Origin of the sequence: Streptomyces sp. NPDC094143 (assembly GCF_040303825.1) — a bacterium.
In the GTDB taxonomy this organism is placed as follows: domain Bacteria; phylum Actinomycetota; class Actinomycetes; order Streptomycetales; family Streptomycetaceae; genus Streptomyces.
Window position 1 is genome coordinate 165,589 of the sequence record NZ_JBEOTZ010000011.1, and the last position, 14,594, is coordinate 180,182.

Consider the following 14,594-nt stretch of genomic DNA (forward strand, 5'->3'; position numbering starts at 1 on the left):
CCTAGCCCTTCAGCGGATCGTGGCCGAGCGTCATCAGCCGGTGCCGGCGGCGGGTGTCCTCGGCCGTGGTCTCGGGCTCCGGCTCGTTCTCCAGGTCGGCCTGCTCCGTGACGGTGTCCACGACCTCGCGCATCACGCGCAGGTCGTCCCCGGTCAGATCCGTGCGCCGCTTCTGCAGGATCGCCAGGACGTGCTGCCCGGTGGGCGTTCCCGCCTGCTCCGGAAGCGGTTCCGTCGCCTCGTCGGCGTCCCGCACCCGCAGCCAGGCCGCGAGTTCCTGGGAGGTCATGTTCACCACGCGGTGGAAGTCCTCCCACAGCGCGTCGAGTTCGAGGGCGTCGGTCATCGCCTGCCCCTTTCCGTACGTACGTCGGGTGCTCTGCGCCGGATCCGCGGAGGTCAGCTCTCGCGGGGGAAGTTCTCGGCGTCGAACATCCAGCGCTGCTTCTCCAGCTCCGCCGTGACGGCGATCAGCAGGTCCTGGGTGACCGGGTCGGCCGTCTCGGTCGCCTCGATGCGCCCGCGCAGCCGGCCGATCGCCTCCTGCAGCGCATCCACCATCACCTGCACGGCGTCCTCGTCACGGACCCAGCCCTCCTTCGGGGCCGGCAGCGTGAAGGCCTTGGCGACGGTCTCCGGGCGGCCGTCCGGCGGCACGCCGAGCGCGGCGGAACGCTCCGCGACCGTGTCGGCGAAGTTCCGCGCGGCCACGACCACCTCGTCCAGCTGCAAGTGGATGGACCGGAACCGCGGTCCGACGATGTTCCAGTGCGCCTGCTTCCCCGTGAGCGAGAGTCCGAGCAGATCGACCAGGGTGTCCTGGAGTGCCTCGCAGGCGACCTTGCGGGCGTCGTCGGGCAGGGTGCTCCTCACAGCCGTCATAGGGCGCTTCTCCTTCTCGCGTCGTTCCTCGTGGTCCGGAGCAGTGCGTCGCGCTCCTCCTTGCAGGTGCCGCCCCACACGCCCGATGCCTGACCACTGCCGAGCGCGAAGCTCAGGCAGTCGTCGGTCACCGGGCAGCGCGCACAGATCCGCTTGGCGGCCGTCACGTCGGGCAGGGCCGGGCCCGCGGTGCCCACGGGAAAGAACAACTCGGGGTCCTCGTCCACGCAGGCGGCGCTCCGCAACCACTCCATGAACGCGCGGGTGCCCAGGGCCCACGGGTGCAAACGCGCGGCAGACCGGCTCAGCCGGCCCCCGGCCTGCGAGAACACCGTACGGGAGCCCTTTCGGCCACCGAAATCTTCCCAGCGAGAGGTGAAGGGGCTATCATCCGAAACTAGCAGTGCTAATTAACTGGCGGTGTGAGGAGTCCTCTCGTGCGTCCCGTCCACTTCGCGGCCGCCCGCCGCACCCCCATCGGCAAACTGCGGGGATCCCTCTCCTCGGTACGGCCCGACGACCTCGCCGCGGCCGTCGTCCGTGCCCTGGTCGGCGGCGTGCCCGCGCTGGACCCGGCCCGCGTCGACGACGTCTACTGGGGCGCCGCCAACCAGGCCGGCGAGGACAACCGCAACGTCGCCCGCATGGCCGCCCTGCTCGCCGGCCTGCCCGAGTCCGTCCCCGGCGCCACCGTCAACCGCCTGTGCGCCTCCGGCCTGGAGGCGGTGACCACGGCCGCCCGCACCATCGCCGCCGGTGAGGCGGACGTCGTCGTCGCGGGCGGCTCCGAGTCGATGAGCCGCGCCCCCTTCGTGCTGCCCCGCCCCGACGAGGCCCTGCCGCACCGCATCGAGACCGTCGACACCCGCCTGGGCTGGCGCCTGGTCAACCCGGCGATGAAGGACCTGCACGGCCTGCTGTCCATGGGCGAGACCGCCGAGGAGGTCGCCGCCCGGTACGGCATCCCGCGCGAACGCCAGGACGAGTTCGCCCTGCGCAGCCACCAGCGCGCCGCCGAGGCCCGCAAGAACGGCCACTTCGACGACGAACTGCTGCCCGTCGAGCGCCCCGACGGCGTGGTCGTCGACACCGACGAGTGCGTCCGCGAGGACACCTCGTACGAGAAGCTGTCCCGGCTGAAGCCGGTCTTCCGGCAGGGTGGCACGGTCACCGCCGGCAACGCCTCCCCGATGAACGACGGCGCCGCCGGACTGCTGCTGGTCAGCGAGGAGGCGCTGAACGACCTGGGCCTGGAGTCCCTCGGCCGCTACGTCGCCGGCGCGTCCGCCGGCGTCCACCCCGACGTCATGGGCATCGGCCCGGTCCCCGCCACCCGCAAGGTCCTGGCCCGGGCCGGCTGGGACATCGCCGACCTCCAGGAGGCCGAGTTCAACGAGGCGTTCGCCGCCCAGGCGCTGGCCTGCGTCGACCAGCTCGGCATCGACCCCGACCTGGTCAACCCCAGCGGCGGCGCCATCGCCCTCGGCCACCCCCTGGGCTGCTCCGGCGCCCGCATCCTCACCACACTGCTGCACCGCATGCGACGGACGGGGGCAGCCCGAGGGCTGGCCACGATGTGCGTCGGCGTCGGGCAGGGCAGCGCGGTGCTGGTCGAACGGCCCTGAGCCGCACCGGACCGGCAGGCCCAGCAGGCGAGACGGCGCTCACCGCACCGGTTCGTTGCACATAGCATCGGTGTTCGCATGAACACCATGACGCTCTGGCACATCACCGGCTGGGAGTTCGCCGCCCTGGCCTTCGCGGCCCTGCTCGTCGGCTTCTCCAAGACCGCCGTGAGCGGGGCCAACACCGTCAGCCTCGCCATCTTCGCCGCGGTGCTGCCGGCCCGGGCCTCCACCGGCGTGCTGCTGCCGGTCCTGATCGCCGGGGACCTGCTCGCGGTCGCCACCTACCGGCGGCACGCGCACTGGCCCACGCTGTGGCGGCTGTTCCCCGCGGTCGCCGCCGGCGTCGTCGTCGGCACCGTGTTCCTGATGTGGGCGGACGACACGATCGTACGGACCTCCATCGGCGCGATCCTGCTGCTGATGGCGGCCGTGACGGTGTACCGCAGGCGCACGGCGGACGCGCAGGAGGAGCCGGAGCCGGTCACCACCCGGCCGGGCCGCCTCAAGGCCCGCTCCTACGGCGTGCTGGGCGGCTTCACCACCATGGTCGCCAACGCGGGCGGCCCCGTGATGTCGATGTACCTGCTGTCGGCCGGCTTCCGCAAGCTCGGGTTCCTCGGCACCTCGGCGTTCTTCTTCCTGATCGTCAACGTCTCCAAGCTGCCCTTCAGCGCCGGCCTCGGCCTGATCGACGGCCGCTCCCTCCTGCTCGACCTGGCGCTCGTGGTGTTCGTCGTGCCCGGCGCGCTGCTCGGCAAGTGGGCCGTCGGCAAGATCGACCAACAGCTGTTCGAGCAGCTGGTCATCGCCGCGACCGTCGTCGGCGGCCTGCAGCTCCTGCTGCGCTGAACCCCGCGCTACCGCCGCCGCGCCCAGTCCCGCAGCAGCGCCGGCACGCCCGCGAACGAGTCGATCACGTGGTCGGGCGCACCGTCGGCGGCGTCCAGCGCCTCCGGCTGGAACTTGCCGGTCCGCACGAGGACCCCGGTGATGCCGGCCCGCTGGGCCGCCAGGACGTCGGACTCGACGTCGTCCCCGACCATCACGGCCTCGCCCGCGCCGACGCCGAGCCGGGAGAGGGCCGCCTCGAAGAACGCCCGGGCCGGTTTGCCCGTGATCTCGGCCTCCACCCGCGCCGCCCGCTCCAGGCCCGCGAGGAAGGCGCCCGAGTCCAGCCGCAGCCCCTCGGTCGTACGCCAGTACAGGTTGCGGTGCATCGCCACCAGCCGCGCCCCGCGCTGCAACTGCCCGAAGGCCCGGTCGAGCGCCTCGTAGCCGAACTCGGGGCCGGCCCCGCCGACCAGCACCACGTCCGGCACGGCATCGCCGTCCGCGGGGTCGACGAGCGTCACCCCCTCCAGGTCCGCCGCGATGTCACCGCTGTTGAGCAGCGCGCACCGGGCACCAGGGGCGTGCGCGGCGAGATGGGCGGCGGTGGCCGCGGGCGCGGTCAGGACGTCCTCGGCGGACACCGGGAACCCCGCGTCCGCCAGCGTCCCGGCGATCGACCCCCGCGTCCGGGACGTCGTGTTCGTCACCAGCAGGACCGCGTATCCGGCCTCCCGGATCTCCCGCAACGCCTCGACGGCACCGGGCAGCGGCCGCCACGAGACGGTCAGCACCCCGTCGATGTCCACCAGCACGGCACGCACGGACTCCATGCCAGGACCATAACCACCCCGGGCCGCGCCCGCCGGTCCGCACCCGCCCCGAAGTCCGCCGCGCGGGACCTCGTACGCTCGACGCGTGTCCCCTCACGTCCTGATCCTCGGCGGCACGGCCGAGGCCCGTGCCCTGGCCACCGCGTTGTCCGCCCACCCCGGTGTCCGCGTCACCACGTCGCTGGCGGGGCGCGTGGCACGGCCGGGCGCGGTGGACGGCGAGGTGCGCGTCGGCGGCTTCGGCGGGGCCGAGGGGCTCGCCGGGTGGCTGCGGCGGGAAGGGGTGACCGCGCTGGTCGACGCCACGCATCCCTTCGCGGAGTCGATCACGGCCAACGCGGTACGGGCCGCGGCTTCTGCCGGGGTGCCGGCGGTGGTGCTGCGCCGCCCGGGGTGGCGGCCCGGCCCGGGCGACCGCTGGCACCCGGTCCCCTCACTGGACGCGGCGGCGGACCTGCTGCCCGGTCTGGGCCGCCGGGTGTTCCTCACCACCGGGCGCCTCGGCCTCGCCTCGTTCGCGCACCTGACCCGACTGCGCTTCGTGGTGCGGTCGGTGGATCCCCCCGAGCCGCCGATGCCGCCCGACACGCACGTACTGCTGGCCCGGGGCCCGTTCACGGTGCCCGGCGAGACGGCCCTGCTGCGGGAACACCGCGTCGACGTCCTGGTGACCAAGGACAGCGGGGGAGCGGCCACGGCGGCCAAGCTGACCGCGGCGCGGGGCCTCGGGCTGCCGGTGGTGGTGGTCGGCCGGCCACCCCTGCCGGACGGCGTGCCGACGGTCCCCGACGTGGAGAGCGTGCTGGAGCGGCTGGGGTACGGCGCGGCGTCCTGAGGACCGTGTGACGGCTGTGCGGCTGTGCGGCAGTGCGGCTGTCCGGCAGTGCGGCTGTCCGGCAGTGCGGCTGTCCGGCAGTCGGCTGTGCGAGTGTGCGGGTGTCCGGCTGTGCGGCTGTGCGGGTGTCCGGCTGTCCGGGGCGCGCTGGGGCGTCAGGCCGCGCTCGTCGCCAGGGACTTCGGCGGCCTGGCCGGCAGGCCTCGGCCCAGGTCCTCCACCAGCAGCCGTTTCGCGATCGCGTCGACCGCGATGCGCAGGTCGCTGTCCGAGGGGCGGCCGACGTCCCGTCCCAGCCGGTCCTCCAGCCACGCCGCCCAGGCCCTGCTGATCACCGCGGCCTCCCGGGCGCCCGCCTCCGTGTGGGAGAACAGCGAGCCGCTGCGGGTGAGGAACCCCTCCTCCACCATCCGCTCGAAGACCGGCAGCAGCACCTCCGGCGGCATCCGGCGCCGCGCGGCGATCAACCCGAGGCTCGCGTGCCCGACCATCCGCGTGAACAGTTCCACCTGCATCACGGCCCACGCCCCGGCCACGTCCAGCCGGGTGTCGGACTCCACGACGATCCGGCGCGTGGTGTCCAGGTCCGTACTGCCGATGATCTTCCCGACGGCGGCCTCCAGCACCCGCCGGGAGTCCGCGCCGTGCGGCGAGGCGAACCCCTCGCCCAGATCGGTCGACCCGGTCCGCGCGGTGTCGCGCAGCCGGACCTGCTTGAGGAACAGGGCGACGAGGAAGCCCAGGACGGCGACCGGCACGGTCCACAGGAAGACGGTCTGCAGCGTGTCCGCGTAGGCGTCGACGATCGGCGCCGCCGTGGCCGACGGCAGCTCGTGCACGCCCTCGGGGCTGGTCGCCGCCCGGCCGACGACGGCCGGGTCCACCTCACCGGCCCGCGCGGCGCCCGCGACGCCCTCGCGCAGGTTGGACGCCAGAGCGTTGGTGTAGATCGTGCCGAACACGGCCGTGCCGAACGAACTGCCCAGCGTACGGAAGAAGGTGACGCCGGAGGTGGCCGTCCCGAGGTCCGCGTAGTCGACGGTGTTCTGCACCGCGATCGTCAGCACCTGCATGCTCAGCCCGATGCCGGTGCCCAGCACGAACATGTAGAGGGACTCAAGACCCGCGCCCGTGCCCGGCCCCATCAGGGACATCAGGTACAGGCCGAGGCCCATCACCAGCGAGCCGACGATCGGGAAGAGACGGTAGCGGCCGGTCCTGCCGACCACGGTGCCGCTGAACACCGACGCGATGAGCAGCCCCGCCACCATCGGCAGCGTCCGCACGCCGGACACCGTGGCCGAGTCGCCGTCGACGTACTGCAGGTAGGTCGGCAGGTACGTCAGCGCGCCGAGCATCGCGAACCCGACGACGAAGCTCAGCACCGAGCAGACCGTGAACACCGGGTTGGCGAACAGCCGCATGGGCAGCATCGGTTCGCGCGCCCGGGCCTCCACCCGGCAGAACAGCGCGAGCGCGACCACACCGCCCACGAACAGCCCGATGATCACGCCCGAGCCCCAGGCGTACTCGTTGCCGCCCCAACTCGTCGCCAGGATCAACGCGCCGGCGCCGACCGCGACCAGCGCGATGCCCAGGTAGTCGATGACGGGCCGGGTTGCCGCCTTGACCACCGGAATGGTCCGGGCCGCCGCCGCGACGACCACGATCGCGATGGGCACGTTGACGTAGAACGCCCAGCGCCAGGTCAGATGGTCGGTGAACAGCCCGCCCAGCAGCGGCCCGACGACGGTGGCGACCCCGAACACCGCGCCGATCGCGCCCTGGTACTTGCCGCGCTCCCGCAGCGGGATCACGTCCGCGATCAGCGCCATGGAGGTGACCATGAGCCCGCCCGCGCCGATGCCCTGCATCGCCCGCCAGGCGATCAGCAGCGACATGTTCGTGGCCAGACCGCACAGGAACGAGCCCGTGATGAACACGATCGCCGAGACCTGGAAGACCAGCTTGCGGCCGAACAGATCGCCGAACTTGCCGACCAGCACGGTCGCGACGGTCTCCGCGAGGAGGTACGAGGTGACCACCCACGACATGTGCTCCGCGCCGCCGAGGTCCGACACGATGGTCGGCAGGGCGGTGCCGACGATGGTCTGGTCGAGCGCCGCGAGCAGCATGCCCAGCGTGATCGTCACGAAGACGACGTTGCGGCGCCGGGTGTCCAGCACCGGGGGCTGGGAGGCGGGCGGTGCGGTTTCCTCCACGACGGTCACGTCGTCACCTTCACACCTGTGGACTACGCGCGCATGCCAGAACGTCCGCACGGGTGCCCGGTGTCGTGCGCCCCGGTCGGGTCAGTCCCGGGGGTGGCGGCGCAGCAGATACGTGTCCATGATCCAGCCCTTGCGCTCCCGGGCCTCGGCGCGCAACCGCTCGATGCGGGGAGCGGCCTCGGCGATCGGGCCGGAGACCAGGATCTCGTCCGGGGTGCCGATGTAGGCGCCCCAGTAGATGTCGACGTCCTCGTCCGCGTACCGGCGGAACGTCTGGTGCGCGTCGAGCATCACCACCACGTCGTCCACGTCCTGCGGGAAGCCCTCCGCGAGCCGCCGTCCCGTGGTGATCTGCACCGGGCGGGCGACGCGGTTGAGGCCCGTGCGGTGCCGCGCCACGAGCGCCGAGACACTGCTGATGCCGGGCACGACGTCGTACGCGAACGCGACGGCGCCGCGCTCCAGCACCTCCTCCAGGATCGCCAGGGTGCTGTCGTACAGCGAGGGGTCGCCCCACACCAGGAACGCGCCGGTCTGGTCCTCGCCGACCTCCTCGGCGATCAGCCGCTCGTAGATGTCGGCCCGGGCGCTGCGCCAGTCCCCGACGGCGGGGGAGTAGGCGGCACCGCCGGCGCGCCGGTCGCGCTCCGGGTCCCGCGCCTCGACGACCCGGTACGTGCCGTGCGGAACGTGCGTGTCGAGCATGTCCCGCCGCAGGCCGGTGAGGTCCGCCTTCACCTCGCCCTTGTCGAGGATGAAGAACACGTCCGTGCTCCGCATCGCCCGGACCGCCTGGAGGGTGAGCTGGTCGGGGTCGCCCGCGCCGATACCGATGACATGAATCTTTCGCACGCCCCGAGTCTGCCGCACGGGCCGGGGCGGCCCTCCACCGCGTCCCGGGTCGGTCCGGTCCCGGGTTGCTGCGCGGGCGATCGGGTGGTCCCGCGCCGTGTTCCGACAGGCCCGGGCCCCCGCCCTGGGTCGGCTCGCTCGTCCGCCCCTGCCGGGACCGGTCGGTTCAGTCGTCCGCGCCCGGTCCTGGCCGGTTCAGTCGTCCGCCCCCGGTCCTGGCCGGTTCAACCGTCCGCGCCGCGCAGCCGGGGTGCCCGCGCTCCCGCGTCCACGGCCCGGCCCTCCCGCTCGACCTGTCCGGCCAGTTCCCGTGCCCAGGCGGCGACGGTCTCGACGTCGATGCCGTGCGGCCGGGCCCGCCCGGAGTCCGACACCCACGCCTCGGCCGCGCCCGCACCGCGCCGCAGCAGCCGGGCGCCGCCGGTGAGGTTGCCGCGGGCGGCGTGCGTCAGGCCCACGGCGAGCTGGGCCAGGCCGCGCCACAGCTCCCGTTCCTCCTCGGGACCCGACTTCCACGCGTCCTCGAAGACCTCGTGCGCGTGGAACGGTTTCCCCTCGTCCAGCAGCCGCTGCGCCTCGGTCACGGTCTCCCCGGGCGTGCGGACCACGCCCTCCGGCTGCCGGGGCACGCCGTCCGCCCCGTACGGCAGGGGCCGGCCGAGACCGTCCCGCGGCCGGGCGTTGCGGGCCCGGCCCTCCGTGTCGCGGTCCCGCGCGCCGCCCGGCCGGTCCGAGTACGTCTCTCCTGTGCTGCCCATACGCCGATTGTCCCGCCCGGGCCGCTTTCGGCGCGGCCAGGGGTGTGGGGTAAAGTGCTGTTCGCGCGATCACGCGGCTCACCGCGGGTGGCGCGCACCGGGACGTGGCGCAGCTTGGTAGCGCACTTGACTGGGGGTCAAGGGGTCGCAGGTTCAAATCCTGTCGTCCCGACGGTGCGGAAGGTCCTCGCAGGCGGATGCCCGCGGGGGCCTTCTTCCGTCGGGATCGCTTCCGGGCCTGCTGCGCGCGGGTGATCAGGGCACGCGGTGTCCGTAGAGCCAGTCCAGCCGGCGGTGGTACGCGCCGGGAGCCGGTTTCCCGAGGAACCACAGGGGCACGTGGGCGAGGCCGTCTCCCCGGTGGAATCCGCTGCCCGTTCCGGCGTGACCCCCTCCTGGACGCGAGCGGTGCGCGGTCGCCGTGCCGCGGCGTACTCCCGCAGCGAGGCGCATCGGATCACCGCCGTCCGCCCTCCCCTGCCCCGCGGCCCCTCGCCACCAGGCCGCGGGAAGCGGGCTCCCACCGTCCCCCACCTCACGGGGCGGGGGCAGTCCCGGACACGTCATGCTCGGTACCCCCGCGCCCCGGCCGCCCCCGGGATGGATGGTAGAAGCGGGCATGACCCTTTCGATCCTCCCGCCCCGCCGTCCGGCCGGTGCCCGATGACCGCCGGCATCGACACGCCCGACCGCAGGGGCCGCACCGGACTCGACCGCGCCGGCCGGGACCTCACCGGCAACCCCCGCGTCAGAGTCCGCGACGTGAAACTCCTGTCCAGCCACTGGTACGTCGAGCGGACCACGACCTTCGACTTCCGGCACGCCGACGGCACTTGGAGCACCCAGGAACGCGAGACGCATGACCGGGGCAACGGGGCCACCATGCTCCTGTACGACGCCGCCCGCGAAACCGTCCTGCTCACCCGCCAGTTCCGCTTCCCCGCGTACGTCAACGGGCACCCCGACGGCATGCTCGTGGAGACGCCGGGCGGTCTGCTCGACGACGAGGACGAGCACCCGGAGATGGCGGTCCGGCGCGAGGTCGTGGAGGAGACCGGCCACACCATCGGCGAGGTCCGGCACGTTTTCGACGTCTACATGAGCCCCGGCTCGGTCACCGAACGCGTCAGCTTCTACGCCGCCGCCTACGGCCCGTCGACCCGCACCCACGAGGGCGGCGGCCTCGGCGAGGAGGGCGAGGACATCGAGATCCTCGAACTGCCCTTCCGCCGGGCCCTGGAGATGATCCGCACCGGTGAGATCGCCGACGCCAAGACGATCATGCTGCTGCAGTGGGCGGCACTGGAAGGGCCGTTCGCCCCCGGCGCTCCCCGTCCTTGACCTGGAGCGCACTTCAGCAGGAAGACTCCCGTGCCGTGCCCCGAGGCCCCGGGGCGCGCACGGGAGGAGCAGCCATGAAGTACCGCACGATCGGCACGGACCCGCGCACCCGCCGCGAGGTGAGCGTGCTCGCGCTCGGCGCCATGCTGTTCGGCTCGGTGACGGACGAGGCGACGTCCTTCGCCCTGCTCGACCGCTACGCCGAGGCCGGCGGCACCTTCATCGACACGTCCGACAACTACGCCTTCTGGGCCGACGGCGGCCAGGGCGGCCAGAGCGAGGAACTCCTCGGGCGCTGGCGGCGCAGCCGCGGCATCGGCGACGAGATCGTCATCGCGACCAAACTCGGCGCCCGCCCCCTGGCCCCGGGCACCGGCTACATCGACAACCCCGAGGGCCTGTCGGCGAAGGCGATCCGCGAGTCGGCGGAGCGCAGCCGCGAGCGGCTCGGCATGGAGAAGCTCGACCTGCTCTACGCGCACATCGAGGACCACACCGTCCCGCTCCAGGAGACCGTCGAGGCCTTCGGCGCCCTCGTCGCCGAGGGCACGGTGGGACTGCTCGGCGTCAGCAACCACGCCACCTGGCGCGTCGAGCGGGCCCGGGCCCTGGCCGCCGCGGCCGGACTGCCTGGCTACGAGGTGCTCCAGTACGCGCACACCCACCTGCGCCCCCGCACCGACGTGTCCGACGGTCTCTTCCCGGACGGCAGCCTCGGCCACGCCGGCCCCGACCTCCTGAGCTACCTGCGGGCCGAACCCGGCCTGACCCTGGTCGCCTACTCGCCCCTGCTGAGGGGGGCCTACAGCCGCCCCGAGCGCCTGCCCGCGGACTTCGACCACCCCGGCACCCCGCCCCGCCTGGCGGCCCTGCGCGACGTGGCCCGCGAGACCGGCGCGACGGTCAACCAGGTCGTCCTGGCCTGGCAGATCGGCGGCGCCCTGCCGGTCGTCCCGCTCGCCGGGGTCTCCACACCGGCCCAGCTGGAGGAGAACCTGGCCGCCGTGGACCTGGAACTGACCGAGGAGCAGCGGGCCGGGCTCGACGCGGCGCACTGAGAGCCGTGGGACGGTGGAGGGGAACGGACCTCCGGACCCCGACAGGTGTGGGCTCCGGTCCACTCCGGGGCCACGGACCCTTGCGGACCTCCTGCGCGTGAAGGAGACACCGGCCATGACCACCCACCCCGCCCACCCCGCCGCCCGGTCCCTCAGGACCACCCCCGAAGGCCTCACCTGGGAGCCCAGCGAGCGCTGGGTGCGCGGCCGCAAGGGCGACATCACCGTCGTCGACAGCCGCCACCCGGTGCTCGTCTGGGAGCCCGGCCTGCCCGTGCCCCAGTACGCCTTCCCGCGCGCGGACGTCCGCACCGACCTCCTGCGCCCCGCGGCCGACCCGCCCGTCGGCACCCACACCGGCTCCCGGGTCTTCTACGACCTGGCCGCCGACGGCGAGGTGCGCGCGAACGCGGCCTGGACCTTCCCCGCCGAGGACCTGGCCGGCCACATCGCCTTCGAGTGGTTCCGGCGCGCCGACACCGGCCTCGACCACTGGTACGAGGAGGAGGAAGAGATCTTCATCCACCCCCGTGACCCGCACAAACGCGTGGACGCCCTGCCCAGCAGCCGCCATGTCCGCATCGAGATCGAGGGTCACGTCGTCGCGGACACCCACGCCCCCGTCCTGCTCTTCGAGACGTCCCTGCCGACCCGGTACTACCTCCCCCGCGAGGACGTCCGCCTCGACCTGTTCCAAGCCACCGACCACAGCACCGGCTGCCCCTACAAAGGCACCGCCTCGTACTGGTCCTGGCGCGGCGAGGGCGACGTGCCGCCCGACGTCCTCTGGAGCTACCCCGACCCGCTGCCCGCAGTGGCGGCGATCCGGGGACGCCTCGCCTTCTTCAACGAGGTCGTGGACATCACGCTGGACGGGGAGCGCCTGGAGCGCCCTGAGACGCCGTTCAGCGGGATGCTGCGGAAGACGAGCCGCCGGTGAGGCCGTCGAGCACCACTTCGTGGACGGCCCCGGCGAACCGTTCCACCGGGCGAGGACCTGGGGGTGCGGTGAGGGGTGCGGTCAAGCCCGGACCAGCAACTGGAAGTCGAACGTGTACCGCGACGCCGGATAGATGTGGCTGCCGTACTCCACCGCCCGCCCGCTGTCGTCGAACGCCGTCCGCTCCATCGTGAGCAGTGCCGCCCCCGCGGTCTCCTCCAGGCGGGCCGCCTCCTCGCGGGTCGCCGCGCGGGCGCCGACCGTCTGGCGGGCGCGGTGCAGGGTGATGCCCGCCGAGCGCAGCATCCGGTACAGGCCGGTCGACTCCAGACGGGCGGTGTCGAGGCGGAGCAGGGACGGCGGGAGGTAGTTGCGGAGCAGGGCCACGGGGCGGCCACGGGTGCGGCGCAGGCGTTCCAGGGCCGCGACCTCGCTGCCCTCGGGCACGCCGAGCGCCGCCGCCACGTCGCAGGGGGCCGGGACGACCTCGTTGCGCAGGACCTGTGTGGTCGGGCTTTGCCCGGCCGCCTCCAGGTCGTCGTAGAGGCTGCTCAGTTCCAGGGGGCGCCTGACCCGGCTGTGCACCACCTGGGTGCCCACCCCGCGCCGCCGGACCAGCAGCCCCTTGTCGACGAGGCACTGGATGGCCTGGCGGACGGTGGGGCGGGACAGGCCGAGGCGCGCGGAGAGGCCGACCTCATTGCCCAGCAGGTCGCCCGGGGCGAGGGCGCCGTGCTCGATCGCGGCCTGGAGCTGCTGCGCGAGCTGGTGGTACAGCGGCACGGGAGTGGTCCGGTCCAGGGCGAAGTCCAGTCCGGCCAGCGCGGGGGCGGTCGCCGTCCGGGTCCGGTCACCGGTCCTCGCCATGGATGGATCCCCCTCGGGGCGTCAGGAGTTGCTCGGGAAACCGAGGTTGATGCCGCCGTCGGACGGGTCCGGCCAGCGCGTGGTGACGACCTTGCCCTGGGTGTAGAAGGCGATGCCGTCGTTGCCGTAGATGTGCAGGTCCCCGAAGAGGGAGTCCTTCCAGCCGCCGAAGGAGTGATAGCCCACGGGAACCGGGATGGGCACGTTGACGCCGACCATGCCGGCCTTGACCTCCAGCTGGAAGCGGCGGGCCGCGCCGCCGTCCCGGGTGAAGATCGCGGTGCCGTTGCCCCAGCGGGAGTCGTTGATCAGCTTGATGGCGTCGTCGTAGGTCTCGGCGCGGACCACGCACAGCACCGGGCCGAAGATCTCGTCCCGGTAGGCGTCAGCCGTGAGCGGCACCCGGTCCAGCAGGGAGACGCCGAGGAAGAAGCCGTCCTCGTGGCCGTCCACCGACAAGCCCGTGCCGTCGACCACGACCTCGGCGCCCTGCTCGGCGGCCGACGCCACGTAGGAGGCCACCTTGTCGCGGTGCTCGCGGGTGATCAGCGGGCCCATCTCGGACGCCGGGTCGGTGCCGGGGCCGATCCTGAGCTTCTTCGCCCGCTCGGCGATCTTGCCGACCAGCTCGTCACCGGTGTCGCCGACCGCGACCACGACCGACACGGCCATGCAGCGCTCGCCCGCCGAACCGTACGCCGCGTTGATCGCCTGGTCGGCGGCGAGGTCCAGGTCGGCGTCGGGCAGCACCAGCATGTGGTTCTTGGCACCGCCGAGCGCCTGGACGCGCTTGCCGTGCTCGACGGCCTTGAGCTGGATGTATTTCGCGATCGGGGTCGAGCCGACGAAGGAGACCGCCTCGATGTCCGGGTGCTCCAGGATGCGGTCCACGGCCGTCTTGTCGCCCTGCACGATGTTCAGCACACCGTCCGGCAGGCCCGCCTCGGCGGCCAGTTCGGCCAGGCGGAAGGAGGCCGACGGGTCCTTCTCCGACGGCTTCAGCACGAACGTGTTGCCGCACGCGATGGCCAGCGGGAACATCCACATCGGCACCATCGCCGGGAAGTTGAACGGCGTGATGCCCGCGACCACGCCCAGCGGCTGGCGGATCGAGGCGACATCGACCCGGGAGGACACCTGGGTGGACAGCTCGCCCTTCAGCTGGACGGAGATGCCGCAGGCCAGCTCCACGATCTCCATGCCGCGCGCGACCTCGCCTAGCGCGTCGGAGTGCACCTTGCCGTGCTCGGCGGTGATCAGCGCGGCGATCTCGTCGCGGTGGGCGTCCAGCAGCTCGCGGTACTTGAACAGCACCGCCGTGCGCCTGGCCAGGGAGGACTGGCCCCAGCTCGCGAAGGCGGCCCTGGCGGAGGCGACCGCGGCGTCCACCTCGGCGGCGGTCGCGAAGGCGACCTGCTTCTCCTGGGCGCCGGTGGCCGGGTTGTAGACGGGGCCGAACCGGCCGGAGGTGCCCTCGACGGGCCTGCCGTCGATCCAGTGGGTGATGGTCTTCATGGTGCGCATGGGCCTTTCGGGGAGCC

15 protein-coding genes and 1 tRNA gene are annotated in these 14,594 nt (G+C 73.1%); 7 read left to right on the forward strand and 9 right to left on the reverse strand.

Going from position 1 to position 14,594, the window contains the following annotated elements; all coding sequences use genetic code 11:
• Position 1: 1 nt before the first annotated feature.
• From ABTZ58_RS17130 to ABTZ58_RS17140, 3 genes are read right to left on the reverse strand one after another with little or no spacing between them, the layout of a single operon-like run.
• Positions 2-346 carry a DUF3140 domain-containing protein gene (locus ABTZ58_RS17130; RefSeq protein ID WP_351356543.1) on the reverse strand — a complete coding sequence of 115 codons (345 nt, stop codon included), beginning with the start codon at positions 344-346 and terminating at the stop codon, positions 2-4.
• A 53-nt stretch (positions 347-399) separates the two neighbouring features.
• Positions 400-882 carry a Dps family protein gene (locus ABTZ58_RS17135; protein ID WP_351356546.1) on the reverse strand — a complete coding sequence of 161 codons (483 nt, stop codon included), beginning with the start codon at positions 880-882 and terminating at the stop codon, positions 400-402.
• Positions 879-1,136, reverse strand: a complete 258-nt coding sequence (locus tag ABTZ58_RS17140) for a WhiB family transcriptional regulator (RefSeq protein WP_351356549.1) — start codon at positions 1,134-1,136, stop codon at positions 879-881. The genes ABTZ58_RS17135 and ABTZ58_RS17140 overlap by 4 nt, the downstream gene beginning before the upstream one ends.
• 183 nt (positions 1,137-1,319) lie before the next feature.
• Between ABTZ58_RS17140 and ABTZ58_RS17145 the strand changes: the two genes are divergently transcribed.
• Both ABTZ58_RS17145 and ABTZ58_RS17150 read left to right on the forward strand, forming a co-directional pair.
• Positions 1,320-2,507 (forward strand): thiolase family protein, encoded by a 1,188-nt coding sequence (locus tag ABTZ58_RS17145; protein ID WP_351356552.1) that lies wholly within the window; start codon positions 1,320-1,322, stop codon positions 2,505-2,507.
• A 78-nt stretch (positions 2,508-2,585) separates the two neighbouring features.
• Positions 2,586-3,359 (forward strand): sulfite exporter TauE/SafE family protein, encoded by a 774-nt coding sequence (locus tag ABTZ58_RS17150; protein ID WP_351356555.1) that lies wholly within the window; start codon positions 2,586-2,588, stop codon positions 3,357-3,359.
• An 8-nt stretch (positions 3,360-3,367) separates the two neighbouring features.
• Here ABTZ58_RS17150 and ABTZ58_RS17155 read toward each other — a convergent pair whose 3' ends face one another.
• Positions 3,368-4,171 (reverse strand): HAD-IIA family hydrolase, encoded by an 804-nt coding sequence (locus ABTZ58_RS17155; RefSeq protein ID WP_351356558.1) that lies wholly within the window; start codon positions 4,169-4,171, stop codon positions 3,368-3,370.
• An 85-nt stretch (positions 4,172-4,256) separates the two neighbouring features.
• Here ABTZ58_RS17155 and ABTZ58_RS17160 point away from each other — a divergent pair, with 85 nt between their 5' ends.
• A complete protein-coding gene (locus ABTZ58_RS17160; protein WP_351356561.1) occupies positions 4,257-5,006 on the forward strand; it encodes a cobalt-precorrin-6A reductase in 750 nt (249 codons plus the stop codon).
• Between the two features lie 155 nt (positions 5,007-5,161).
• Here ABTZ58_RS17160 and ABTZ58_RS17165 read toward each other — a convergent pair whose 3' ends face one another.
• From ABTZ58_RS17165 to ABTZ58_RS17175, 3 genes are all read right to left on the reverse strand, one after another.
• A complete protein-coding gene (locus tag ABTZ58_RS17165; RefSeq protein WP_351356564.1) occupies positions 5,162-7,237 on the reverse strand; it encodes an MDR family MFS transporter in 2,076 nt (691 codons plus the stop codon).
• Between the two features lie 81 nt (positions 7,238-7,318).
• Positions 7,319-8,089 (reverse strand): precorrin-6A synthase (deacetylating), encoded by a 771-nt coding sequence (gene cobF, locus ABTZ58_RS17170; protein WP_351356567.1) that lies wholly within the window; start codon positions 8,087-8,089, stop codon positions 7,319-7,321.
• Positions 8,090-8,313: 224 nt separating this feature from the next.
• Positions 8,314-8,847: a DUF309 domain-containing protein gene (locus ABTZ58_RS17175; RefSeq protein WP_351356570.1), complete on the reverse strand. Its 534-nt coding sequence runs from the start codon at positions 8,845-8,847 to the stop codon at positions 8,314-8,316.
• A gap of 98 nt (positions 8,848-8,945) precedes the next feature.
• On the opposite strand from ABTZ58_RS17175, the gene ABTZ58_RS17180 reads away from it, so the two are divergent.
• From ABTZ58_RS17180 to ABTZ58_RS17195, 4 genes are all read left to right on the forward strand, one after another.
• Positions 8,946-9,019 (forward strand) — tRNA-Pro (locus ABTZ58_RS17180).
• 491 nt (positions 9,020-9,510) lie between these two features.
• Positions 9,511-10,188: an NUDIX domain-containing protein gene (locus ABTZ58_RS17185; RefSeq protein ID WP_351356573.1), complete on the forward strand. Its 678-nt coding sequence runs from the start codon at positions 9,511-9,513 to the stop codon at positions 10,186-10,188.
• Positions 10,189-10,262: 74 nt separating this feature from the next.
• Positions 10,263-11,246: an aldo/keto reductase gene (locus tag ABTZ58_RS17190; protein WP_351356576.1), complete on the forward strand. Its 984-nt coding sequence runs from the start codon at positions 10,263-10,265 to the stop codon at positions 11,244-11,246.
• Positions 11,247-11,361: 115 nt separating this feature from the next.
• The gene (locus tag ABTZ58_RS17195; RefSeq protein WP_351356579.1) at positions 11,362-12,186 is read left to right on the forward strand and encodes a DUF427 domain-containing protein; all 825 of its coding nucleotides are present in this window, start codon (positions 11,362-11,364) and stop codon (positions 12,184-12,186) included.
• An 81-nt stretch (positions 12,187-12,267) separates the two neighbouring features.
• Here ABTZ58_RS17195 and ABTZ58_RS17200 read toward each other — a convergent pair whose 3' ends face one another.
• On the reverse strand, positions 12,268-13,053 hold the full coding sequence (locus ABTZ58_RS17200) for a GntR family transcriptional regulator (protein WP_351356582.1): 786 nt from the start codon (positions 13,051-13,053) through the stop codon (positions 12,268-12,270).
• Between the two features lie 21 nt (positions 13,054-13,074).
• A complete protein-coding gene (locus tag ABTZ58_RS17205) occupies positions 13,075-14,568 on the reverse strand; it encodes a CoA-acylating methylmalonate-semialdehyde dehydrogenase (protein ID WP_351356585.1) in 1,494 nt (497 codons plus the stop codon).
• Positions 14,569-14,594 lie beyond the last annotated feature (26 nt).

Coding starts and splice junctions, on each gene's coding strand:
- ABTZ58_RS17130 (WP_351356543.1), bottom strand. CDS start 346: ATGACCGACGCCCTCGAACTCGACGCGCTGTGGGAGGACTTCCACCGC.
- ABTZ58_RS17135 (WP_351356546.1), bottom strand. CDS start 882: ATGACGGCTGTGAGGAGCACCCTGCCCGACGACGCCCGCAAGGTCGCC.
- ABTZ58_RS17140 (WP_351356549.1), bottom strand. CDS start 1,136: ATGGAGTGGTTGCGGAGCGCCGCCTGCGTGGACGAGGACCCCGAGTTG.
- ABTZ58_RS17150 (WP_351356555.1), top strand. CDS start 2,586: ATGAACACCATGACGCTCTGGCACATCACCGGCTGGGAGTTCGCCGCC.
- ABTZ58_RS17155 (WP_351356558.1), bottom strand. CDS start 4,171: ATGGAGTCCGTGCGTGCCGTGCTGGTGGACATCGACGGGGTGCTGACC.
- ABTZ58_RS17175 (WP_351356570.1), bottom strand. CDS start 8,847: ATGGGCAGCACAGGAGAGACGTACTCGGACCGGCCGGGCGGCGCGCGG.
- ABTZ58_RS17185 (WP_351356573.1), top strand. CDS start 9,511: ATGACCGCCGGCATCGACACGCCCGACCGCAGGGGCCGCACCGGACTC.
- ABTZ58_RS17190 (WP_351356576.1), top strand. CDS start 10,263: ATGAAGTACCGCACGATCGGCACGGACCCGCGCACCCGCCGCGAGGTG.
- ABTZ58_RS17195 (WP_351356579.1), top strand. CDS start 11,362: ATGACCACCCACCCCGCCCACCCCGCCGCCCGGTCCCTCAGGACCACC.
- ABTZ58_RS17200 (WP_351356582.1), bottom strand. CDS start 13,053: ATGGCGAGGACCGGTGACCGGACCCGGACGGCGACCGCCCCCGCGCTG.
- ABTZ58_RS17205 (WP_351356585.1), bottom strand. CDS start 14,568: ATGAAGACCATCACCCACTGGATCGACGGCAGGCCCGTCGAGGGCACC.